Annotated in this window: 19 protein-coding genes; 7 read left to right on the top strand and 12 right to left on the bottom strand. The window is 71.9% G+C overall.

Annotated features, from left to right (window positions below; genetic code table 11):
* Positions 1-6 precede the first annotated feature (6 nt).
* Positions 7-1,050: a LacI family DNA-binding transcriptional regulator gene (locus tag BZZ08_RS16160; RefSeq protein ID WP_104632924.1), complete on the bottom strand. Its 1,044-nt coding sequence runs from the start codon at positions 1,048-1,050 to the stop codon at positions 7-9.
* Between the two features lie 190 nt (positions 1,051-1,240).
* On the opposite strand from BZZ08_RS16160, the gene BZZ08_RS16155 reads away from it, so the two are divergent.
* The 4 genes from BZZ08_RS16155 to BZZ08_RS16140 all read left to right on the top strand — a co-directional run bounded on the left by BZZ08_RS16155 (position 1,241) and on the right by BZZ08_RS16140 (position 6,364).
* The gene (locus tag BZZ08_RS16155; protein WP_198601506.1) at positions 1,241-2,614 is read left to right on the top strand and encodes an extracellular solute-binding protein; all 1,374 of its coding nucleotides are present in this window, start codon (positions 1,241-1,243) and stop codon (positions 2,612-2,614) included.
* Between the two features lie 21 nt (positions 2,615-2,635).
* Entirely contained in the window at positions 2,636-3,577 is a 942-nt protein-coding gene (locus BZZ08_RS16150; protein ID WP_198601505.1) for a carbohydrate ABC transporter permease, read from the top strand.
* A 2-nt stretch (positions 3,578-3,579) separates the two neighbouring features.
* Positions 3,580-4,476, top strand: a complete 897-nt coding sequence (locus tag BZZ08_RS16145; RefSeq protein WP_104632921.1) for a carbohydrate ABC transporter permease — start codon at positions 3,580-3,582, stop codon at positions 4,474-4,476.
* Between the two features lie 67 nt (positions 4,477-4,543).
* Entirely contained in the window at positions 4,544-6,364 is a 1,821-nt protein-coding gene (locus BZZ08_RS16140) for a glycoside hydrolase family 2 protein (RefSeq protein ID WP_104632920.1), read from the top strand.
* Between the two features lie 48 nt (positions 6,365-6,412).
* Here the strand turns inward: BZZ08_RS16140 and BZZ08_RS16135 are convergent, their stop codons facing one another.
* From BZZ08_RS16135 to BZZ08_RS16105, 7 genes are all read right to left on the bottom strand, one after another.
* On the bottom strand, positions 6,413-7,351 hold the full coding sequence (locus BZZ08_RS16135) for a TauD/TfdA dioxygenase family protein (RefSeq protein WP_104632919.1): 939 nt from the start codon (positions 7,349-7,351) through the stop codon (positions 6,413-6,415).
* Positions 7,352-7,650: 299 nt separating this feature from the next.
* On the bottom strand, positions 7,651-8,484 hold the full coding sequence (locus tag BZZ08_RS16130) for a class II glutamine amidotransferase (protein ID WP_104632918.1): 834 nt from the start codon (positions 8,482-8,484) through the stop codon (positions 7,651-7,653).
* Between the two features lie 40 nt (positions 8,485-8,524).
* On the bottom strand, positions 8,525-10,003 hold the full coding sequence (locus BZZ08_RS16125) for a glutamate-cysteine ligase family protein (RefSeq protein ID WP_104632917.1): 1,479 nt from the start codon (positions 10,001-10,003) through the stop codon (positions 8,525-8,527).
* A 150-nt stretch (positions 10,004-10,153) separates the two neighbouring features.
* Positions 10,154-10,651 carry a peptidylprolyl isomerase gene (locus BZZ08_RS16120; protein ID WP_104632916.1) on the bottom strand — a complete coding sequence of 166 codons (498 nt, stop codon included), beginning with the start codon at positions 10,649-10,651 and terminating at the stop codon, positions 10,154-10,156.
* 49 nt (positions 10,652-10,700) lie between these two features.
* On the bottom strand, positions 10,701-11,699 hold the full coding sequence (gap, locus tag BZZ08_RS16115) for a type I glyceraldehyde-3-phosphate dehydrogenase (RefSeq protein WP_104632915.1): 999 nt from the start codon (positions 11,697-11,699) through the stop codon (positions 10,701-10,703).
* A gap of 128 nt (positions 11,700-11,827) precedes the next feature.
* Entirely contained in the window at positions 11,828-12,784 is a 957-nt protein-coding gene (locus BZZ08_RS16110) for a GlxA family transcriptional regulator (RefSeq protein ID WP_104632914.1), read from the bottom strand.
* A gap of 31 nt (positions 12,785-12,815) precedes the next feature.
* Positions 12,816-13,691 (bottom strand): SGNH/GDSL hydrolase family protein, encoded by an 876-nt coding sequence (locus BZZ08_RS16105; RefSeq protein WP_104632913.1) that lies wholly within the window; start codon positions 13,689-13,691, stop codon positions 12,816-12,818.
* 194 nt (positions 13,692-13,885) lie between these two features.
* Between BZZ08_RS16105 and BZZ08_RS16100 the strand changes: the two genes are divergently transcribed.
* The 3 genes from BZZ08_RS16100 (at position 13,886) to BZZ08_RS16090 (ending at position 18,095) form a co-directional block, all read left to right on the top strand.
* Positions 13,886-14,383: a DUF2975 domain-containing protein gene (locus BZZ08_RS16100; protein ID WP_104632912.1), complete on the top strand. Its 498-nt coding sequence runs from the start codon at positions 13,886-13,888 to the stop codon at positions 14,381-14,383.
* Positions 14,384-14,613: 230 nt separating this feature from the next.
* Positions 14,614-16,521 (top strand): molecular chaperone HtpG, encoded by a 1,908-nt coding sequence (gene htpG / locus BZZ08_RS16095; protein WP_104632911.1) that lies wholly within the window; start codon positions 14,614-14,616, stop codon positions 16,519-16,521.
* Between the two features lie 275 nt (positions 16,522-16,796).
* Positions 16,797-18,095, top strand: a complete 1,299-nt coding sequence (locus BZZ08_RS16090; RefSeq protein WP_104632910.1) for a YeeE/YedE family protein — start codon at positions 16,797-16,799, stop codon at positions 18,093-18,095.
* 49 nt (positions 18,096-18,144) lie between these two features.
* Here BZZ08_RS16090 and BZZ08_RS16085 read toward each other — a convergent pair whose 3' ends face one another.
* The 4 genes from BZZ08_RS16085 to BZZ08_RS16070 form a co-directional block, all read right to left on the bottom strand.
* On the bottom strand, positions 18,145-18,720 hold the full coding sequence (locus BZZ08_RS16085; protein WP_104632909.1) for a TetR/AcrR family transcriptional regulator: 576 nt from the start codon (positions 18,718-18,720) through the stop codon (positions 18,145-18,147).
* Positions 18,721-18,730: 10 nt separating this feature from the next.
* A complete protein-coding gene (locus tag BZZ08_RS16080) occupies positions 18,731-19,312 on the bottom strand; it encodes a sugar O-acetyltransferase (RefSeq protein WP_104632908.1) in 582 nt (193 codons plus the stop codon).
* Between the two features lie 71 nt (positions 19,313-19,383).
* Positions 19,384-20,598 (bottom strand): MFS transporter, encoded by a 1,215-nt coding sequence (locus tag BZZ08_RS16075; protein WP_104632907.1) that lies wholly within the window; start codon positions 20,596-20,598, stop codon positions 19,384-19,386.
* A 67-nt stretch (positions 20,599-20,665) separates the two neighbouring features.
* Positions 20,666-21,775, bottom strand: coding sequence for a serine hydrolase domain-containing protein (locus BZZ08_RS16070; protein ID WP_104632906.1), 1,110 nt, complete (start codon positions 21,773-21,775; stop codon positions 20,666-20,668).
* Positions 21,776-21,907 lie beyond the last annotated feature (132 nt).

The following is a 21,907-nucleotide window of genomic DNA, read 5'->3' as shown; positions in this document are numbered from 1 at the left end:
GGAACGTCAGCGCCGCTCGCGGCCCTCCGTGCTCTCCCGCAGGACGAGCCGGTGGGCCACGATGCGGTCCTGCGGCGCCTGCATCCCCGACACGGCACCGTCCGGCGCCGTCGCCTCCTCGATGCGGTGCTGGAGCAGCTGGACGGCGACCTTGGCCACCGCCGCCTTGTCCGGCGCCACCGTGCTCAGCGTCGGGACGCTGTACCTCCCGCCCTCCACGTCGTCGAAGCCGATCACGGCGACGTCCTCCGGCACCCTGACCCCGTGCTCGTGCAGGGCCCGCAACGCGCCCAGCGCGAGCTGGTCGTTGAGGCAGAGCAGCGCGTCGGGCCGGGCGCCCTCATCGAGCGCCCGCGCCACGGCCCGCGCCCCGTCGGGCATCCGGAAGGAGCCGACCGGCAGCAGAGCGTCCGGATCGTGGGCGATGCCCGCCTCCGCCAGGGCGGCACGGTAGCCCCGGGTGCGGGCCTCGGCGGTGCCCAGACCGGAGTCGTCGCGCCCGCCGACGGCGAGGATCGTGCGGCGCCCGAGCCCGATCAGATGGCGGGTCGCCTCGCGCGCGGCACTCTCGTTGTCGATGGCCACGTGGTCGGCGCCCTCCTCCAGCAGTTCCCCGAGCAGCACCGTGGGCGGGAAGCCCGTGCGGTCCCGCAGGTCGTCGGCGGTCAGCGCCAGCGGACTGAGGATGATCCCGTCCACGAACGTGGAGCCGAACCCGGCCAGCGCCGCCAGCTCATGGGCGCGGTCCGCCCCGGACTGGTGGATCAGGACCGTCAGGGACCGCTGCTCGGCCTCGCGGATGACATGCCGGGCCAGCTCCGCGAAGTACGGTATGTCCAGTTCCGGGACGACGAGCGCGATGATGCCGGTTCTGCCCTTGCGCAGGTGGCGGCCGGCCAGGTTCACCCGGTAGCCGAGGTGTTCGATGGCCTCGCGCACCACCTGCCTGGTCCGGTCGGAGACATGGGCGTAGTCGTTGATGACATTGGACACCGTCTTCTCCGAGACGCCCGCGTGACGTGCGACGTCCTTGATCCTGGGCCGTGCCACCGAGACCTCCCTGCCTCTTGCGCGCTGGACGAGTGTATGTCCCGGGGGCGCGGGGGCCCGCGGCGCAGGGCCGCGTCCCCCGGGCCTCCCGGTCACCAGCGCCGGATCACCGGCCTCAGCTCTTTACAGCCAATGTACATCGATGTAAAAACTAGCCACCGCATGAGCTCCGGCCGTCGAAAGGTCCGCGATGAGTTCCCGTCTGCCTGCCCAGGGGGCGTTGGCCGTGTCCGACCCGGTCCACCGCCCCAGCCGCCGCCGGTTGCTGCGCAACGCCATGGCCGGGGCGGGCGCCCTGCTCGCCGCGGGCCCGCTGTCCGGCTGCGCCTCCCCGGCCTCGGCCTCCGGGGCGTCCGCGCTGAGCGTCTGGGACCTCTTCCAGGGCGGCGACGGCATGCTCATGGACGACATGATCGAGGCCGTGTCCAAGGGGGCCGGGGGAGCCAAGGGCTTCGACGTCGACCGCACGATCCTGGACTGGGGTCCGTCCTACTACACCAAGCTCGCCATGTCCGCGGCCGGCGGACGGGCCTCCGACGTGGCCGCCATGCACCTGTCCCGGCTGGCGGGCTACGCGCCCGGCGGCCTGGTGGACCCCTTCGACCTGGACCTGCTCGCCGAGTACGGCGTCACGGAGCAGGACTTCACCCCGGCCGTGTGGTCGCGCACCCGGCACGAGGGGACCGTCTACGCGATCCCGCTGGACGTCCACCCCTTCATCGTGTTCTACGACAAGAAGGCCGCCGAGAAGGCCGGACTCCTGGACACCTCGGGCGAACTGGCGCCCATGGGCTCGCCCGAGGCCCTGCTGGAGGCGGGCCAGGCCCTCGCCGAGGCGACCGGGGAGTCCGGCATCCTGTTCGGCCACGTCACCGACACGGCACAGAGCTGGCGCCTGTTCGCCGGCCTCTACGCCCAGACCGGCGCCGCCTTCGACCTGCCGGACGGCGGGCCCCCGAAGATCGACGTCGACGCCGCCGTACGCGTCGTCACCCTCATGACGCGGCTCTTCGACGGGAAGACCAACCCGAACAACCTGGACTACAACGGCGCGCTGGCCGCCTTCAGCAGCGGCCGCGGCGGCATGGCCATGCTCGGCGAATGGGAGCTGCCCACCCTGAAGAAGTCCGGCATCGACCTGGGCGCCGCGCCCTTCCCGCAGGTCTTCGACAAGCCGGCCGTCTACACCGACAGCCACAGCTTCGTCCTCCCGCACCAGGACAGCCCCGACCCGGCCCGGCGCCGCGAGGCCCACCGGTACGTCGCCCAGATGCTCAAGCAGAGCCTCACCTGGGCGAGCGCCGGGCACATCCCCGCCTACCAGCCCGTCCTCGCCGAGCCCGAGTACGCGGCGCTCGACCCCCAGTCCTCCTACGCCGAAGCCGCCGAGGTGGCGGTGCTCGACCCGCCCAACTGGTTCGCGGGCGCCGGTTCGAACTTCCAGAACCGGATGTGCCAGCCGCTCCAGTCGGCGCTGCTGGGCAACACCACCCCCGAGAAGGCGGTGCGGCAGATGGTCCGCGAGGCGGACACGCTGCTGCGGCAGCCCAACCCGGTGGCCTGACCAGCGAAAGGAGTGACCGACGTGACCACCACCGCACCCCTCGGCGCCGAGGAGCAGACCGACCCGCCCGCGGTTCCCCCGGGCGGCCGCCGCACCGCCCTCGGCCGCATACGCACCGGCAACGGGCTCGTGTTCGTCCTGCCGTTCCTGCTCGTGTTCGGCCTCTTCATGGTGTGGCCGATCGTGCAGGGGCTCTGGATGAGCTTCACCGACAGCTCGCTCGCCCTGCGCGACACCAGCTTCGTCGGCCTGGACAACTACACCGAGGCGTTCGGTGACCCGGACGTGTGGAGCAGCCTCGGCAACACCGTCTTCTTCACCGTCATCTCCAGCGTCCCGCTGGTGCTGGTCGCGCTCGCGATGGCGCTGCTGGTGCACAGCGGACTCGCCGGGCAGTGGGCCTGGCGCCTGTCGTTCTTCGCGCCCTACCTGCTGCCCGTGACCGTCGTGACCATGATCTGGACCTGGCTCTACCAGCCCGAACTGGGCATGGCCAACCAGCTCCTGGACACCCTCGGCATGGCACCGGTCGGCTGGCTGTCCGACGAGTCCGTCGCCATGTGGTCGGTGGCCGCCCTCACGGTCTGGTGGACGGTCGGCTTCAACTTCCTGCTCTACCTCGCGGCGCTCCAGTCCCTGCCCGCGACCTTCGACGAGGCCGCGGCACTCGACGGGGCCGGTGCCTGGCGCCGCCTGTGGTCCATCACCCTGCCCCAACTGCGCAGGACCACCGGCCTGGTGGCCATGCTCCAGGTCCTGGCCTCCCTCAAGGTCTTCGACCAAATCTACATCCTCACCAAGGGCGGGCCCAACGGCTCCACCCGGCCGGTCCTGGAGTACGTCTACGACGTGGGCTTCACGGGCTACCGCCTCGGCTACGCCTCCGCCGTCTCGTACCTCTTCTTCGCCCTGATCGTCCTCGTCTCGCTCGTGCAGCTCCGCCTCTTCCGCCGGGAGGACTGACCGTGTCCGCAACCACCACCCTCCGCCCCCGGCGCCGTCCACCCCGCGAGGCGGCCGGTTCACCCCTGCTCCTCGGCCACGGCCGGCTGCCCCGGGTCCTGGCCGCAACCGCGCTCGTCGTGCTCGCCGTCGTCTGGCTGGTGCCGTTCGTGTGGGCGGTCATCACCTCGGTGCAGAGCGAGGAGGACATCAACACCACCGGGCTGTCCCCGTTCAAGGGCGCCTTCACCCTGGACGCCTACCAGCAGATACTGGAACGCGGCCACGTCACCGTCTGGGCCTTCAACAGCTTCCTGATCTCCGCCCTGGTCACGCTGATCACGGTGGCGGTGTCCACCCTCGCGGCGTACGGCTTCTCGCGCGGTACCTTCCGCGGCCGCCGGGGGCTGCTCGGCGTCACCGTCGCGGCCATCATGGTCCCGCCGCAGCTGCTCGTCGTGCCGCTGTTCGACCAGATGACCCTGTTCAACCTGGTCGACACCTACGCTGCGGTCATCCTGCCCCAGGTCGTCGCACCCATGATGGTGTTCATCCTCAAGCGGTTCTTCGACGGCATCCCCAAGGAGCTGGAGGAGGCGGCCCGGATCGACGGCGCCTCCGAGTTCCGGGTCTTCCGTTCGATCGTGCTGCCGCTCTCGCGGCCGATCGTGGCCGCGGTGGCGATCTTCGTCTTCATCGGCGCGTGGAACAACTTCATGTGGCCGTTCATCGTCACCAACGACCCCGACCTGATGACCCTCCCGGTGGGCCTGGCCACGGTGAAGGACGCCTACGGCATCCAGTACGCGCAGTCCATGGCCTCCGCCCTGCTGGCCGCGCTGCCGCTGATCGTGGTCTTCCTCCTCTTCCAGCGCCGCATCGTCAACTCCGTCGCCACCACCGGCCTCGGCGGTTCCTGAACCCGACCAGCTGTACCCACGGGCCCGGCGTTTCGCGCGCCCGGCCCACCGATCGACTGGAGCATGTGTGCCCACTCACTCCGTACCGCGCCCGGAGTACCCGCGACCGCAGTTCGTGCGCCGCGACTGGCTCAACCTGAACGGCGCCTGGCAGTTCGAGACCGACCGGGGGGACAGCGGCCTCGAACGCGGTCTGCTCGACCGCGAGCTGCGTGGGGAGATCCTCGTCCCCTTCCCGCCCGAGTCCGAGCTGTCCGGCATCGGCGACACCGACTTCCTGGAGGCCGTCTGGTACCGGCGGGCCCTCACCCTGCCCGCCGCCTGGGCCGGACGCCGCGTACTGCTGCACTTCGGCGCCGTCGACCACGACACCACCGTGTGGGCCGACGGCAAGGAGGTCGCCCGGCACCGCGGCGGCTTCACCCCCTTCACCGCCGACCTCGGCGACATCGCCGGGGCCGGGGAGGAGGTCGTGATCACCGTGCGGGCCCGCGACCCCAGGTCCGGCCCCCAGGCGCGCGGCAAGCAGGCCGTCCAGTACGCCAACCACGACTGCAACTACACCCGGGTGACCGGCATCTGGCAGACCGTGTGGCTGGAGCCCGTGCCCGTCACGCACCTGCGCCGACCCCGGATCACCCCCGACCTGGCCGGCTCCGCCTTCCACCTCGAACTGCCCCTGTCCGGCAACCGGCCGGGGCACCGGGTGCGCGCCGTCCTCAGCGACGCCGACGGCGAGGTGAGCCGCGCGGAGGCCCGCGCCGACCTCGACCTCGCCCCGCGCCTGCACCTGCCGGTGCCGGACGACCGGCGGCGCGAGTGGGGACCCGGGGACCCGCACCTGTACGACCTGCGGCTCGAACTCCTCGACGCCGCCGGGCAGGTGGTCGACAGCGCCGAGAGCTACGCCGGCCTGCGCGCCGTCGGCCTGCGCGGCAAGGCCGTCCTGCTCAACGGCCGGCCCGTCTTCCAGCGCCTCGTCCTCGACCAGGGCTGGTACCCGGACGGGCTGATGACCGCCCCCACCGACGAGGCCCTGGTGCGGGACATCGAGCTGGCCATGGCGGCCGGCTTCAACGGGGCCCGGCTGCACCAGAAGGTCTTCGAGGAGCGTTTCCTCCACCACGCCGACCGCCTCGGCTACCTGGTCTGGGGCGAGTTCGGCGACTGGGGCTGCGAGACCGGCGGCTCCTCGGGCGACAACCAGAAGCCCGACGCCTCCTACGTCGCCCAGTGGCTGGAAGCCCTGGAGCGCGACTACTCGCACCCCTCGATCATCGGCTGGTGCCCGCTCAACGAGACCTACCAGAAGCTGCACGACCGCGTCACCCAGCTCGACGACGTGACCCGGGCGATGTTCCTGGCCACCAAGGCCATGGACACCACCCGCCCGGTCGTCGACGCGTCCGGCTACGCCCACCGGGTCGCCGAGACCGACATCTACGACTCCCACAACTACGAGCAGGACCCCGCCGCCTTCCGCCGGCTGATGTCCGGCCTCGCCAAGGACGCGCCCTTCGTCAACGCCCATGAGAGCGGCGCCCCCTACTCCCAGCCCTACCGGGGCCAGCCGTACTTCGTCAGCGAGTTCGGCGGCATCTGGTGGGACCCCGAGGCGGCAGCCGCACAGTCCGGCGAGGACCGCACCGTCTCCTGGGGCTACGGGGAACGCGTCCGCAACGAGGAGGAGTTCCACGAGCGGTTCGGCGGCCTCACCGAGGTCCTGCTCGGCGACCGTGACATGTTCGGCTACTGCTACACCCAGTTGACCGACGTCTTCCAGGAGCAGAACGGCATCTACCGCTTCGACCGGGGCGAGAAGCTCGACGTCGCCCGCGTCCGCGCCGCCCAGCTGCGCCCGGCGGCCATCGAGGAGCCGGAGGTCTGAGCGCGCACGGGGCCGGAGACCGAGCGGCGTCTCCGGCCCCCCGGCGGATCAGAAGGGGCGGTCGCCCTCGACGGCGACGCGCTCGGCGACCCGACGCTCGGACCCGTAGTCACCCACGGCGTAGTGCTGCGTGGCCCGGTTGTCCCAGAAGGCGACGTCGCCGGGCTGCCAGCGCCAGCGCACCTGGTACTCGGGCACGTGCGCCTGCTGGAACAGGAACCGCAGCAGCCGGTCGCTCTCGGCGCGGTCCATGCCGGTGATGTGCGTGGTGAACGACGTGTTGACGAACAGCATGCGCCGCCCCGTCTCCGGATGCGTGCGCACGACCGGGTGTTCCACGGGCGGGAACAGGTCCTGGTGCGGCAGCAGCCGCTCGGGTCCGTAGAACCGAGCGAAGCCCGGGATGAAGTCGTGCACGGCGCGGGCGCCGTCGATGCGGTCCTTCACCTCCCGGGGCAGGTTGTCGTAGGCCGCCGCCATGTCCGCCCACATCGTGTCCCCGCCGAACGGCGGTACCTCGCGCAGCTGGAGCACCGCGCCGAGCGCGGGACGCTCGCGGAAGGTGACGTCGGTGTGCCACACGTTCTCGTACGTCGGCGCCGCCCCGGCGCCCTTGTCGAACCGGACGACGTCGTCGCTGGAACCGGCGGCGAGCAGCGGGTTGGTCTCCAACTCGCCCCAGTTGCGGGCGAAGTCGCGCTGCTGCTCGGAGGTGAGGTGCTGGGCGCGGAAGAACAGCACCTTCCACTCCAGCAGGGCGCGGTTCAACTCCTCGCGCAGCACGGGGGTGAGCGGGCGGGAGAGGTCGACGCCCCGCAGCTCGGCGCCGACGGTGCGTGCCTGCGGGACGACCTGGAAGTGCTCGTAGGGCCTCTCGCGCCGGCCCTCGGGCAGTCGGCGCAGGATGCGCCGGCCCTCGTACATTCCGTCCCCCGGGACGCGTGCTTCGCGCAGGACGGTGCTCGGGCCGACGGACGTGACGGACATGGGAGTCCTCCCCTTGTATGACGGTACGCGTGACATCCGGCCAGGGGTGGCGCGGGGCCACCGCCGAACGGCCGGGGAAAAGAGGGTGGTGCTTCGGGTGCTCCGGGCCGTGGACCGGAGGGAATGCCGACGGACTACGACGCGAAAGGCGTCGGACGGTCGGTGCGAAGAAGGCCGTTAGAGGCCGGAGCGCTCACATCCGGTCCGCTCGGGCACGCGGGGACACTCCGCGACGGTGCCGAACCGGTATGTGGTCATGGCACCGATTGTGTGATCTTCGCCCGTCCGTGTCAACAGGGTCACGGCCGGCGGGGAACGAAGGGGAGCAGCTCGTCCCCTTCCGGCTGGACGACGCCGTAGCTGCTCTCGGGCACCTTGTTCCACACCCCGGGGAGGTCGCCCAGGGGTTCCGACACGATCAGCCGGGTGCTGTCGGACGCGTCCTTGAGGAAGGGCAGCCCCGGATGGAGGGCGCGCAGGCTGTCCACCCGGCTGCTGTAGTAGAGCGACCGGGACTGGGCCTGGCTGGAGTAGCGGAAGGCCCACAGGCGCCGTCCGTCGGTCACGGCGACCGTCATCTGCAGCGGGAACTCCACGCCGTGCTCGTGGCCGATCTCCTCCACCAGCCCCGCCATCCGGGCCACGGCCGCCGGTGGGTCGTCCTCCAGGCCGAGGGTGAGCGCCAGGTAGAACATCATCTCCGAGTCCGTCGATCCCTCGATGTCGAGGAAGAGCTGCGGATCGACGGCCAGCGCGAGGTCCCGGCGCAGCCGGTGGAACTCGGCGATCGCGCCGTTGTGCATCCACATCCACCGGCCGTGGCGGAACGGATGGCAGTTGGTCTGCTGCACGGGGCTGCCCGTCGACGCCCGGATGTGCGCGAAGAACAGCGGCGAGCGGACATGGCTCGCGATCTCGCGCAGGTTGCGGTTGCTCCAGGCCGGCCCGACCTCCCGGACGATGGCGGGTGTGTGCATCTCCGGCCCGAACCAGCCGAGGCCGAATCCGTCCCCGTTCGTCGTCTCGACGCCCATGCGGGCGTGCAGGCTCTGGTCGATGAGCGAGTGCTCGGGCTGGTAGAGCAGGGACTCCAGAAGGACGGGTGTCCCCGAGTAGGCGAGCCATCGGCACATCGCTCCGTCGCCTCCCTGGTGGCCTCGGGCGCCCCGGACGTCAGTCGACCGGCCAGGTGTGGACCGGGGCGTTGAGGTGCATGTAGTCCATGTACTGCTGGGTCATCCGGCGCAGCGCCTCGTGGCGGCCGGGCCGGGCGGTGGCGTCGAGGTGGTGGAACATCTCCTTCTGCCAGACCGCGCCGTTGCGGCCGGTGACACACCGCTGCTCGATGATGCCGAGCAGCGGCTCCCGCCAGGCGGAGTCCATGCCCGACAGCTCCAGTCCCCGGTGCGCCAGCGGCAGCAGCCGGCGCAGGACCAGTTCGGGCACCGTCACCTCGCCCACTCCGGGCCAGTACAGGTGTGCCTCGATGCCGTGCCGGGCGGCGGTGTGCAGGTTGTCCTCGGCGACCGAGAAGGACATCCGCGACCACACCGGCCGCTCCTCCTCCACCAGGGCGCGGGTGAGCCCGTAGTAGAAGGCGCCGTTGGCGAGGGTGTCGGCGACGGTCGGACCGGCGGGCAGCACCCGGTTCTCCACGCGCACGTGCGGTTTGTCGTGGGCGACCGCGTAGACGGGCCGGTTCCAGCGGTAGATCGTGCCGTTGTGGAGGGTGAGTTCGCCCAGTTCCGGGATGTCGCCGCGGTCGAGCGTCTCGGCGGGGTCCTGCTCGTCGCACAGCGGCAGCAGCGCCGGGAAGTAGCGGAGGTTCTCCTCGAAGAGGTCGAAGACGCTGTTGATCCAGCGTTCCCCGAACCAGACCCGGGGCCTGACCCCCTGGGCCTTGATCTCCTGCGGCCGGGTGTCGGTGGCCTGTTCGAACAGGGGGATGCGGCTCTCGTGCCACAGCTCCTTGCCGAGCAGGAAGGGCGAGTTGGCCGCGAGGGCGACCTGGACACCGGCGATGGCCTGGGCGGCGTTCCAGTAGTCGGGGAACTCCTCCGGGGCGACCTGGAGGTGGAACTGCGTGCTGGTGCAGGCGGCCTCCGGCGTGATGGTGTCCGCGTAGGTCCGCAGACGGTCGACGCCGTCCACCTCGATGTGCAGGTCCTCGCCCCGGGCGGCGAACACCTGGTCGTTGAGCAGCCGGTAGCGCGGGTTCTCCGACAGGGCCGCCTCGCCGACGTCCGACTGGCGCAGCGTGGGCAGGGTGCCGACCATGATCAGATGGGCGCCGACCGACGCGGCGCGGTCCTCGGCGTGGTTGAGGGCGGCGCGGATCTCGGTCTCCCAGGCGTCGGGGCCGCCCGCCGTCAGCTGCCGGGGCGGGATGTTGATCTCCAGGTTGAACCGGCCCAGCTCGGTGGACCAGGCGGGGTCCGCGATCGCTTCGAGGGCGTCGCTGTTGCGCATGGCGGGTTCGCCGCGGTCGTCGACCAGGTTCAGTTCGATCTCCAGGCCCACCTGGGGCCGCTCGGTCTCGAACCGGGACTCGCGCAGCATCTGCGCGAAGGCATCCAGGCACTCCTGCATCTTGATCCGGTACCGGCGGCGGTCCTCGCGGGTGAAGACCAGCGCCGGGACGTCCCGTCCCATCGGTCCTCCCGGGGTTGCCTTCCTCGGACGCTCCTCCACCCCAGCGTCGCACCACCCGGCGCACCCCACCAGACGAGACGGGACGGGGGGCCGCCGCACCGTGTGCGGCGGCCCCCCGTCGGTTCCGGTCCCCGTGGGGCCGCTCAGGTCCTACAGCTTGCCGGACGCGCGCACCGTGATCTTCGCCGAGGTCTTGCCCGACGGCGAGGAGCCGTAGCCCTCGATCTTGTCGACCACGTCCGTGCCCTCGACGACCTTGCCGAAGACGACGTGCTTGCCGTCCAGCCAGGGGGTGGCAACCGTGGTGACGAAGAACTGCGAGCCGTTGGTGTTCGGACCCGCGTTGGCCATGGAGAGCAGGTACGGGCCGGTGTGCTTCAGCTGGAAGTTCTCGTCCGCGAACTTCTCGCCGTAGATGCTCTTGCCGCCGGTGCCGTTGCCCGCGGTGAAGTCACCGCCCTGGAGCATGAACTGCGGGATCACCCGGTGGAACGGGGAGCCCGCGTAGCCGAAACCGTGCTCGCCGGTGGACAGCTCGATGAAGTTCTTGGCGGTCTTGGGGGTGACGTCCTCGAACAGTTCGAAGACGATGCGGCCCGCATCCTGGCCGTCGATGTCGATGTCGAAGTAAATCTTGGAATTGCTCATCGCACCATTGTGACGTGTGACCCCCGGTGATGCCGAACCGGCTGCCCGTTCAGCGTGTGGCGAGCAGCCCGAGGGTGTCGATCACGCGGTGGGAGAAGCCCCACTCGTTGTCGTACCAGGCGACCACCTTGATGTGGCGGCCGTCCACGCGGGTCAGCGCCGAGTCGAAGATCGACGAGGCCGGGTTGCCCGTGATGTCGGAGGAGACCAGCGGGTCGTCCGAGTACTCCAGCACACCGGCGAGCGGTCCGTCGGCGGCGGCGCGGTAGGCGGCCAGGACGTCCTCGCGCGTCACGTCGCGGGCGACGGTCGTGTTCAGCTCGACGATCGAGCCCACCGGGACCGGCACCCGGATCGAGTCGCCCGACAGCTTGCCCTCGAGGCCCGGCAGCACCAGGCCGATCGCCTTGGCGGCGCCCGTCGTGGTCGGCACGATGTTCACCCCGGCGGCGCGGGCGCGGCGCGCGTCGCGGTGCGGGCCGTCCTGGAGGTTCTGCTCCTGGGTGTAGGCGTGCACCGTCGTCATGAAGCCGTGCTCGATGCCGGCCAGCTCGTCGAGGACCGCGGCGAGCGGCGCCAGGGCGTTGGTGGTGCAGGACGCGTTCGAGACGATCGTGTGCGCCGCCGGGTCGTAGGCGTCGGTGTTCACGCCGTACGCCAGCGTCACGTCGGCGCCGCTCGACGGGGCGCTGACCAGGACCTTCCGCGCTCCCGCGGTCAGGTGGGCGCGGGCGGCGGCGGCGGAGGTGAAGCGGCCGGTCGACTCCAGCACGATGTCGACGCCCAGTTCCGTCCAGGGCAGCCGGGCGGGCTCGCGCTCGGCGAGCACCTTGATGCGGTGCCCGTCGACGATCAGGGTGTCCCCGTCGACGGTCACCGGGCGGCCGAGCCGGCCGGCCGTCGAGTCGAAGGCGAGCAGGCGGGCCAGGGTGGCGGGTTCCGTGAGGTCGTTGACGGCGACGACCTCGAGCTTCGTGTCGCGTTCGAGCAGTGCGCGCAGCACATTGCGCCCGATGCGGCCGAATCCGTTGATGCCGATGCGAGTCATGAGTGGTGTGTCCCTTCGTTTCGCCACCAGGTCCTTCGCCACCAGGCTCGCGCACGCCGGGTGCGCGTGGCAGCGGCGCGAGTGCCACGGTTCGAAAGGATCACGCCAGGGGAGGGCGGCGGGCGCGGCTACTCGCCCCGGGCGAAGGTGCGCCGGTACTCGCTGGGGGTGGTGCCGAGGATGCGCTGGAAGTGCAGCCGCAGGTTCGCGCCGGTGCCGAGGCCGACGTCGGCGGCGATCTGCTCGACGCCGCGCTCGGAGCGTTCGAGCAGCTCACGGGCCAGGTCGATACGCGCCCGCATGATCCACTGCATCGGCGTGTACCCGGTGTCCTCGACGAAGCGCCGGGAGAGGGTGCGCGCCGACACCGCCGCGTGCCGGGCCAGTGCCTCCAGGGTCAGCGGCTCGGCGAGCCGGCGCAGCGCCCACTCGCGGGTGGCGGCGAACCGCTCGCCGAGCGGCTCGGGCACGCTGCGCGGCACGTACTGGGCCTGACCGCCGCTGCGGTAGGGGGCCGCCACGAGGCGACGGGCCGCGTGGTTCGACGCGGCCACCCCGAGGTCGCCGCGCAGGATGTGCAGGCACAGGTCGATGCCGGAGGCGGCGCCCGCCGACGTGAGGACGCTGCCCTCGTCCACGAACAGCACGTTCTCGTCGACCCGCACGCGCGGGTGCTTCGCCGTGAGGGCCCGCGTGTAGTGCCAGTGGGTGGTGGCCCGTCTGCCGTCGAGCAGGCCCGTGGCGGCGAGCGCGAACGCGCCGGTGGAGATGGCGGCGAGCCGCGCGCCCCGGTCGTGGGCCGCCGTCAGCGCGTCGATGACGCTCCGCGGCGGCTCCTCGACGTCGGGGGACCGGTACCCGGGGAGGAAGACCACGTCGGCCCACGCCAGGGCGTCGAGGCCGTGGGCGACGTGGTACGACAGGCCGTCACCCCCGGCGACCAGACCCGGCGCCGCGCCGCACACCCGCACCTCGTACGGCATGCTCGCGCGGGTCGTGAAGACCTGCGCCGGGATGCCGACGTCGAGCGGTTTCGCGCCTTCGAGTACGAGGACGGCGACGCGGCGCAGGCGGGAGGACGGCACGGGAAAAGCCTACGCGGGGAGTTGCCGCGGGTCAGGCCAGGCCGAGGACGGTCATCGTGTGCTCGGCCATGCGCCGCTCGCCGAGGGCGTTGGGGTGCACGGGCACGAGGCTGTGCCCGAACAGCAGCGGTTCGATCCAGCGGGTACCGGGTGCCTCGCAGGCGTCGTGGCGGTCGGAGACCGCGGAGAAGTCCACGTACGTGGCGCCGGTCTCCTCCGCGGCACGCCGGACCGCGTCGTTGAGGTGGGCCTGGATGGCGCGGAGGTAGGGCACGTCCCCGGCGGCGAGGGGCAGCTTCAGGAAGCAGGACGGGTCGGCGGCGGCCGGTGTGATCCACGGGTAACCGAGGGCCGCCACCCGGGCCTGCGGGGCCCTGGCCCGGACGCCGAGGAGCGCGGCCTTGAGCGCGGGATAGGTGTTGGCCTCGATCTCGTCGTCGAAGGAGGTGCCGTGCTTGTCCTTGCAGGGGCTGCCCTTGCCGCCGCTGAGGACGCCCGCCGTGCCGCAGGCCGTGATGGCGTTGATGAACGTGCTGTTGTCGTTGCCGCCGATGGTGAGCGTGACCAGGTCCGTGCCGGTGCCGAGCGCGTCCAACTGGGGCGCGACGCCCGGGTACTGAGCCTGCGTGAAGTCGGCGGTCCGGGCGGCGCCGCAGGTGACGTCCTTGAGACGGGCGCCCGTCGCGTCCGCGATGACGTGGGGGTAGTTGGCCGTCGAGCGCAGACAGAGCAGGTTGGTGGGGTCGACGGGCAGGACGCCCGAACCGGCGCTGTAACTGTCGCCGAGGGCGACGTAGTCGAGGGTGGCGGGCGCGGCGTGCGCGGTGGCGTCGGTGAGGCCGAGGGCGAGCGTGCCGACGGCGGCGGCTGTCGCGGTCATGACACGGCGAAGGGCATGCTTCGGCATGTGCTCTCTCTTCTTCGGGAGGGGCGGCAGCGGAGTTACCGAGCGGTTCTACTTTTGAGTAATGTGCAGCGCCGTTGACTCCAAGTCAACATTGTTGACGGAACTTCTCGCAGGCGCCGTGGCCCCTACTGTCGGGCCGAGTCTGTCGGGCCGAGTCGATTGATTTTCGATCGATTCCCATTGAAGATCGATGAATGCATCGTCTGATCATCGCCGTGCTCCGGGCCGGCGTCGCCGCCGCGATCCTGCTCGGTCTCTTCGGGCAGACCGTCGTCATCCCCACGACGGCGTCCGACGAGGTCGACCGCTTCCCGCCCTACGAACCCTTCGCCGTGCCCTACGCGACGGTGGCGATCATCGGCGTCGCCTGCGTCCAGGTCGTGCTCGGCGCGGTGTGGATGCTGCTCGGCATGGTCGAGCGCGACGCCGTCTTCACCCGGCGGGCGTTCCGTTGGGTCGACACCGTCATCGGGGCCACGGCCGCGGCCACGCTGCTGGCGCTCGGGGCCGCCGTCCACCTGGCCGTGGCCGAGATCCCCTCTCCCGACGACGGCATGCAGGCGCTCGGCGCGCTGGGTGCCGCGGTCGCCTGCGTCGGCGTCGGCGCCGCGTTCGCCCTGCTCGTCGTCGTCATGCGCGGCCTCCTGGCCAAGGCGACCGCGCTGCGCAGCGAACTGGCCGAGGTGGTCTGACGCCGTATCAGCCCGCCGCGGTCTCCTGCTCCCCACGGAGCACGGCGGCGGTCCGGGCCCCGGCACGCTCCCGCAGGCGCCGCGGCTGAATCCGCCGGAGGCACTGGTGGACCGGGCGCGGGAGAGGGGCGCGGAGGTCGTACGACCGGCGGCGACTGCCGCCCTCGCTGTTCTAGAGTTGCTCTCACCAGTGCAGACGATTCCGTGGACCTGTGAGGTACTCCCCAGCCATGACGACCGAAACGTTTGAGTTCCAGGTAGAGGCGCGTCAGCTGCTCCAGCTGATGATTCACTCCGTCTACTCGAACAAGGACGTGTTCCTGCGCGAGCTCGTCTCCAACGCCTCCGACGCGCTGGACAAGCTGCGCCTCGCCGCCCTGCGCGACGACGCCCCCGACGCCGACGTGAGCGACCTGCACATCGAGTTGGAGGTCGACAAGGACGCCCGCACCCTGACCGTGCGGGACAACGGCATCGGCATGTCGTACGACGAGGTCACCCAGCTGATCGGCACGATCGCCAACTCGGGCACCGCCAAGTTCCTGCAGGAGCTGCGCGAGGCCAAGGACGCGGCCGGGGCGGACGGGCTCATCGGCCAGTTCGGCGTCGGCTTCTACTCGGGCTTCATGGTCGCGGACGAGGTCACCCTGGTCACCCGGCACGCCGGTGAGACCGAGGGCACCCGGTGGACCTCGCGCGGCGAGGGCACGTACACCCTGGAGCGGCTCGACGACGCCCCGCAGGGCACCGCCGTCACGCTGCACCTCAAGCCCGCCGACTCCGAGAACCAGCTGCACGACTACACCTCCGCGTGGAAGATCAAGGAGATCGTCAAGCGGTACTCGGACTTCATCACCTGGCCGGTCCGGCTGCTGCCGGAGCCGGGCGAGGACGGCGACGGCGCCGAGGCCCGCGAGGCCGAGACGCTCAACTCCATGAAGGCCCTGTGGGCGCGCCCGCGCGACGAGGTGTCCGACGACGAGTACCACGAGCTGTACAAGCACATCGCCCACGACTGGCGCGACCCGCTGGAGACGATCCGGCTCCAGGCGGAGGGCACCTTCGAGTACCAGGCCCTGCTCTTCGTGCCCTCGCACGCCCCGCACGACCTGTTCACCCAGGGCTATCAGCGCGGCGTCCAGCTCTATGTGAAGCGCGTCTTCATCATGGACGACTGCGAGGAACTGCTGCCGCCCTACCTCCGCTTCGTCAAGGGCGTCGTCGACGCGCAGGACCTCTCGCTCAACGTCTCCCGCGAGATCCTCCAGCAGGACCGGCACATCCGCATGATCCAGCGCCGGCTGACCAAGAAGGTCCTGTCCACGGTCAAGGACCTCAGGACGTCGGCGCCGGACCGCTACGCCACCTTCTGGCGCGAGTTCGGCGCGGTCCTCAAGGAAGGCCTGGTGACCGACTCCGAGAACCGGGACGCGATCCTCGCCGCCTGTTCGTTCGCCTCCACCCACGACGCCGACGAGCCCACCTCGCTCAAGGACTACGTGGAGCGGATGAAGGACGGGCAGGACGACATCTACTACATGACGGGCGAGTCCCGGCAGGCCATCGAGAACTCCCCGCACATGGAGGCGTTCCGGGCCAAGGGCGTCGAGGTCCTCCTGCTCACCGACGCCGTCGACGAGGTCTGGGTCGACGCGGTCGGGGAGTTCGACGGCAAGACGCTGCGCTCGGTGGCCAAGGGCGAGATCGACCTGTCCGGCACCGAGGAGGAGAAGAGCGACGCCGAGAAGGAGAAGCAGGGCGAGGAGTACGCCGGACTGCTCGGCTGGATGACGGAGCACCTGGGCGAGGAGGTCAAGGAGGTCCGCCTCTCCCACCGCCTGACCGTCTCCCCGGCCTGCGTCGTCTCCGACGCGGGCGAGCTGACGCCCGCCCTGGAGAACATGTACCGGGCGATGGGCCAGGAGGTGCCCAGCGCCAAGCGGATCCTGGAACTCAACCCCGAGCACCAGTTGGTGAAGTCCCTGAACCGGGCCTGGACCGACCGGCGGGACCGCGCGGAGCTCACCGAGACCGCCGAACTGCTGCACGCCCTCGCGGTGCTCGCCGAGGGCGGCCGGCCCAAGGAGCCCGCCCGGTTCGTCCAGCTGATGGCGGACCGCCTGGAGCGCACCCTGTAACCGGCCGGGAGGACCCGGAAAGATCCGTATGCCACGCCGTCCGCCGTCCGCCATCCGCATGGCGAGACGGCGTGGCATACGGAGCACGCTCTTCCGTATCTTCGTACGCATGTATGCATCGGCTCCGCTGCTGTGCCTCGCGCTCTTCGCGTGCTCGGCGTGGTGCGTCGACGACGGCCTCTGTCGCCGCTGAGCCCCCGGACCGGCCGCGCTCCCCGCGCCGCCGGTCCGCCCAGCGTCCGCCGTCCCCGTGCACCCCACCCCGGAGATCTTCCGTGACCACCGCACCCCCGGCCGGGTCCGCCCCGGCCGCGCCGCCGCGCGCGCCCACCGCCCTGTTCGCCCCCTCGCCCACCTCCTCGGCGCGGCCCGAGGCGCCGCCCCTGCCCCCGGTCCGGCGGGCGCCGCTCGTCGTGTCCGGGCTGCTCGCCGCCGCCCTGACCGTGTACGTGTGGTCCGCGCACGGCGCCAAGCCCGGCGTGCTGCTCCTGCTCGGCCTCGGTCTGGGCGTCGCCCTCTTCCACTCCCGGTTCGGCTTCACCTCCGCCTGGCGGCAGCTGGTCGCCGTCGGCAACGGCTCCGGGCTGCGGGCGCACGCCCTGCTCCTCGGCACCACGGCCACCCTGTTCGCGCTGGTCATCGGCACCGAGACCGGGCTGTTCGGCTCCCAGCCCGCGCCGTCCGCCGGACCGATCGGCGTCGGCCTGTTCGCCGGTTCGGCGCTCTTCGCGATCGGCATGCAGCTCGGCGGCGCCTGCGCCTCGGGCACCCTGTTCGCGGTCGGCTCGGGGCAGACGTCGATCGTGCTGACCCTGGGCGGCTTCGTCGCCGGCGCCACGCTGGCCGCCTGGCAGTTCGACCTGTGGAAGGACCTCCCCGCCTGGGAGCCCGTCGTGCTGTCCGAGCACATCGGCTGGTTCGGCTCCTGGGCCGTGACCATCGGCGCCCTGCTCCTCGTGGTGCTGGTCAGCCGCCGCGTCCAGGCCCGCCGCAACCCGCCCCCGCTGGGCGCCGTGCCCTCGGCGCGCCGGGCGGCCGTCCGCGCCGTCCGCGGCTCCTGGCCCCTGGCCGTCGGCGCCCTCGCGCTGGCCGTGCTCGGCGCCGGCGTCCTGCTGGTCTCCGGCGGCGCCTGGGGCGTCACCAGCGCCTTCAGCCTGTGGGGCTCGGAGCTGGTGGGCGCGCTCGGCGGCCACCCGGAGAACTGGACCTGGTGGCAGCGGCCCGGCAACGCCGAGATGCTGGCCGGTCCGGTGCTCGCCGACAAGACCAGCCTCACCGACATCGGCATCATGGTCGGCGCGGCCGTCGCCGCCTCGCTCGGCGGCACCTGGGCGCTGCACCGGGGCATCCCCTGGCGTACCGCCGTCGCGGCGGTGCTCGGCGGTGTGCTGATGGGCATCGGCGCCCGGCTGGCCGGGGGCTGCAACATCGGCGCCTATCTGGCGGGCATCGCCTCGGGCAGCCTCAGCGGCTGGCTGTGGGGCGCCTTCGCGCTGGCCGGTACCTGGGTGGGCCTCAAGCTGCGGCCCCTGTTCAACCTGGGCAACCCCAAGCCGGGCGACGGCGTCTGCTGACGGGGAACGCCCGTGCGGCGCAGGGGTCAGGCCCGCGCCGCACGGGCTGCTAGGGGGTGGCGCTTCCCTCGGCGGCGCGCCGGTCCGTGGTGGTGATCCGGGCGATGGCCTCCACGGTGAGGGCACGGCCGTGCGGCTCCCGGGCCAGGGCGCGGTGCAGCGTCAGACCCTCGATGAGGGCGTCGAGCTGGCGGGCCGTGTCCGGGTCGAAGTGCTTCTCCAGGTGGACGCGGCTGCGGCGCATCCACTCGTGGGTCAGCTCCCGGTATGCCGGTTGCCGCGCGGCGAGCGTGTACAGCTCCTGGGTGAGCACCAGGTCGCGCTGGCTGTCCTCGGACAGCTCGTGCACGAGGTCGGCCACCGCCTCGCGGGCCTGGTCGCGGTCGGCGGCGGCGCCGAGATGCTCGTCGAACACCGCGACGATGTGGTCGGTGAACCGGCCGAACGCCTCCCGCAGCAGCTGCTCGATGCCGCTGAAGTGGTACGTCATCGAGCCGAGCGGTACCCCCGCGCGCTGCGCGATCCTCCGGTGGGAGACGCGCGCGATGCCCTCCTCGGCGATCAGGTCGAGGGTGGCCGCGAGGATGCGCTCCCGCCGCTGCGGGTCCGTGTGTCCGGTTGCCATGGGAGCAGACTTACACGTTCCGCACCGGCCGTGCGGGGTTGCCGACGGCCACGACGTTCGCCGGCACGTCCTTGGTGACGACCGCACCGGCCCCGATGACGGCGTTGTCCCCGATGGTGACGCCCGGCAGCACGATCGCGCCCCCGCCCAGCCAGACGTTGTCGCCGACGACGATCGGGCGGGCGGCCTCCAGCTTGTCCCGCCGGGGGCCGGGCTCCAGGGGGTGCGTCGGGGTCAGCAACTGGACGTTCGGCCCGATCTGGCAGTCCTCGCCGATGGTGATCGCCGCCACGTCCAGCGCCGTCAGGTTGTAGTTGACGAAGGTGCGGGCCCCGACCGTGATGTTGCTGCCGTAGTCGACGTACAGCGGCGGCCGCACATGGGCCTCGTCCCCCAGCGAGCCGAGCAGCTCCGCGAGGAGTGGTCGCGCCGCGTCCGCGTCCTCCGCGTAGGCGGCCTGGTAGCGGGCGGCCAGCCGCACGGCCTGCTGCTGCCTGCGGGCGATCTCCGGGTCGTCGGCGATGTAGAGGTCGCCCGCCAGCATGCGTTCGAGGTTGGTGCGGGAGTCGCCCGCGAAGTGGTCCGTCGGCATGCGCCCGATCGTACCCCCGAAAGCGTACGAACGTACACTCGCGACCGGATCGTGTCGCCCGCCGGTGCGGCTCAGCGGCGCCGGGGCTGGAGCACTCCCGTGCACAGGAGCACGAGGAGACCCGCGAGCGGCACCACCAGCAGACCCACCCGCAGACTCGTGGCGTCGGCGACCAGCCCCACGACCGGCGGGGAGAGCAGGAAGCCGAGCCGCATCAGCCAGGAGACCAGGGTCAGCCCCGACCCGGGCTTGAGACCGGGCAGTTCGTCGGCCTCGTGCATCGCCGCCGGGACCAGCGTCGCCACCCCGAACCCGGCCGCGGCGAACCCGAGAACCGTGCCGGGCACCGTCGGCACGGCCAGCGCCAGGCCCATGCCGACCGCCGCGATCAGGGCGCCGGAGCGGGCCACCGCGCGCTGGCCGAAGCGGTCCACGAGCCGGTCGCCGACGATCCGGCCGGCGAACTGCGCGCCGACCAGGGCGACATACCCGGACGCGGCCAGCGCCGCCGTCGCGTGCAGCGAGTCGGAGAGGTAGAGGGTGGCCCAGGACATGCCGGCGTCCTCGACCAGGGTGCCGGCCGTGGCGATCAGGACGAGGGCGGCCAGCACCCAGCCGGTGCGCACGCCGGCCGCCGGGACCCGCGTCGGCAGCGGCGCGCGGTCCCCCGCACCGGTCTCCACGGCCGGTTCCGCCTCGGTCTCCGGACCCGGCAGGCAGTAGCGCAGGGCGACGCAGGCCGCGACCGCGAAGACCACGGCGGAGAAGAGCAGATGCGGGCCCCGTGCGACGCCGAGCGCGATCGCGGCGGCGGCCATGGAGCCGCCGGTGACGGCGCCGACGGACCAGATGGCGTGGAAGGAGTTGATGAGGGAACGTCCGTAACGGCGCTGTACCCGCAGACCGTGCGCGTTCTGCGCGACGTCGGTGAACGCGTCCATCGCCCCGGCGAGGAACAGCGCCCCCGCGAACACCGCCACCGAGTCCGCGAGGCCCGCGGCGAGGATGCCCACCCCGGTCAGCAGCGTGCCGCCGACCGCCACCCGTGCCGAACCGAACCGGCGCACCAGGACCCCGGCCGCCAGCCCGGCCGTGATGGCTCCCGCCGGGAACGCCGCCACGGCCAGTCCGTAGGCGGCGTTCCCGATGCCGAGGTCCGCCTTGATCTGCGGATACCTCGGCAACAGGTTGGCGAACAGGGCCCCGTTGGTGAAGAACAGCACGGCGACGGCCACGCGAGCCCGCCGATCGGCCAGGGCGGGCCGGCGCAGTACGTCAACAGTCATGCGCGGGAGCCTACCCTCGGGGCGTACGAACGTACACTCCTGGTGGCTCCCGGCCGAAGCGCGCCGTTCAGTGCCCCTTCGCGCACAGGGCCGCGTCCACGGCGCCCTGGAGATGACGCAGGCTGTCCCCTTCGGCCGCCCACGTCGTGGTGTAGACGGTGACGGTGCCCCGGCCGCCCGTGGCCCGTCCGCCGCCCACCGAACCGCCGGGCAGGTCGCCGCCGTGGCCCCAGTAGACGCCGCCGCAGCTGAGCGGGATCGAGGCGACGCCGTATCCGTAGCGGCTGCCCGCCGGGTAGACGTCGCGGCCGCCGATGTCGGTGGTGTCCCGCGTCATCAGGCGCACCGCCCAGCCGGGCAGGAGCCGGCCGCCGAACAGACCGTCCCAGAAGGCGTTGAGGTCGACGGGCGTGGAGACGAGGCCGCCGGACGCGCCGAACTCGTAGCCCGGCAGCTCGGTCACGTCCACCCTGCCGTCCTGCGGGTGCGCGGGATGGACGCCGTAGTTCCGGGCGTGCGGGCCGCGCAGGCCCAGCTCCCCGGGCGCGGGCCAGTAGGTGTCGTCCAGGTGCAGCGGGCGCAGGACGGTGCGCTCGACGTACGTGCGGAAACCGACCCCGGACACCTCGTCGATCACCATGCCGAGGACCAGGTAATTGGTGTTGGAGTAGCCCCAGTCGGTGCCGGGCTCGAAGACGGGGCCCGCGTCGAGCGCCAGTGCCAGGTAGTCCTCGGACGTCCCCGGCCGGGTCCAGTCCACCAGCGCCGAGTACTCCGCCAGCCCGCTGGTCTGCTTCAGCAACTGCCGTACGGTGACGGTGCTGTCCGCCAGTTGCGGCACGTAGGTGCCCGCGCGGTCGCCGAGGCCCAGGCGGCCGTCCGCCACCAGCCGCATCACCGCGGTCGCCGTGAACGCCTTGGTGTCGCTGGCGAGCCGGAACCGGCCCCGCTCGTCGGTCATCGGCCGGCCCGAGTCCAGGTCCGCGACGCCCGAGGTACGGGTCGTCCTGCCGTCGTACGCGAGCGCGCCCGGAACTCCGTCGTGTGCGGTGAGCAGGTCGAGCCGACGCTGTACGGGGTCGGGGCGGTGGGCCGGGTGGGCCGCCGCCGCGGGGGCGAGCGCCCCGGTGAGCGCGGCGGCGAGCAGGACTGCGGCGGTGAGGCGCTTGCGGTGCACGGGTCTTCCCCCTGTTCTGGCCGCCCGGCGGCGGGCGGACGGTGTCCGTTCACGACGACTTTTCCAGGACCCGGAGGGGAGATCATTGGGACTGGCCCCCGGCCCGGGGGTGTCACCAACACCCCCACGCGC

The sequence above is a fragment of the Streptomyces sp. MH60 genome (assembly GCF_002939385.1).
Classification (GTDB): Bacteria; Actinomycetota; Actinomycetes; order Streptomycetales; family Streptomycetaceae; genus Streptomyces.
Note: the sequence above shows the minus strand (reverse complement) of the source record. Positions and strands in the feature narration are given on the sequence as shown.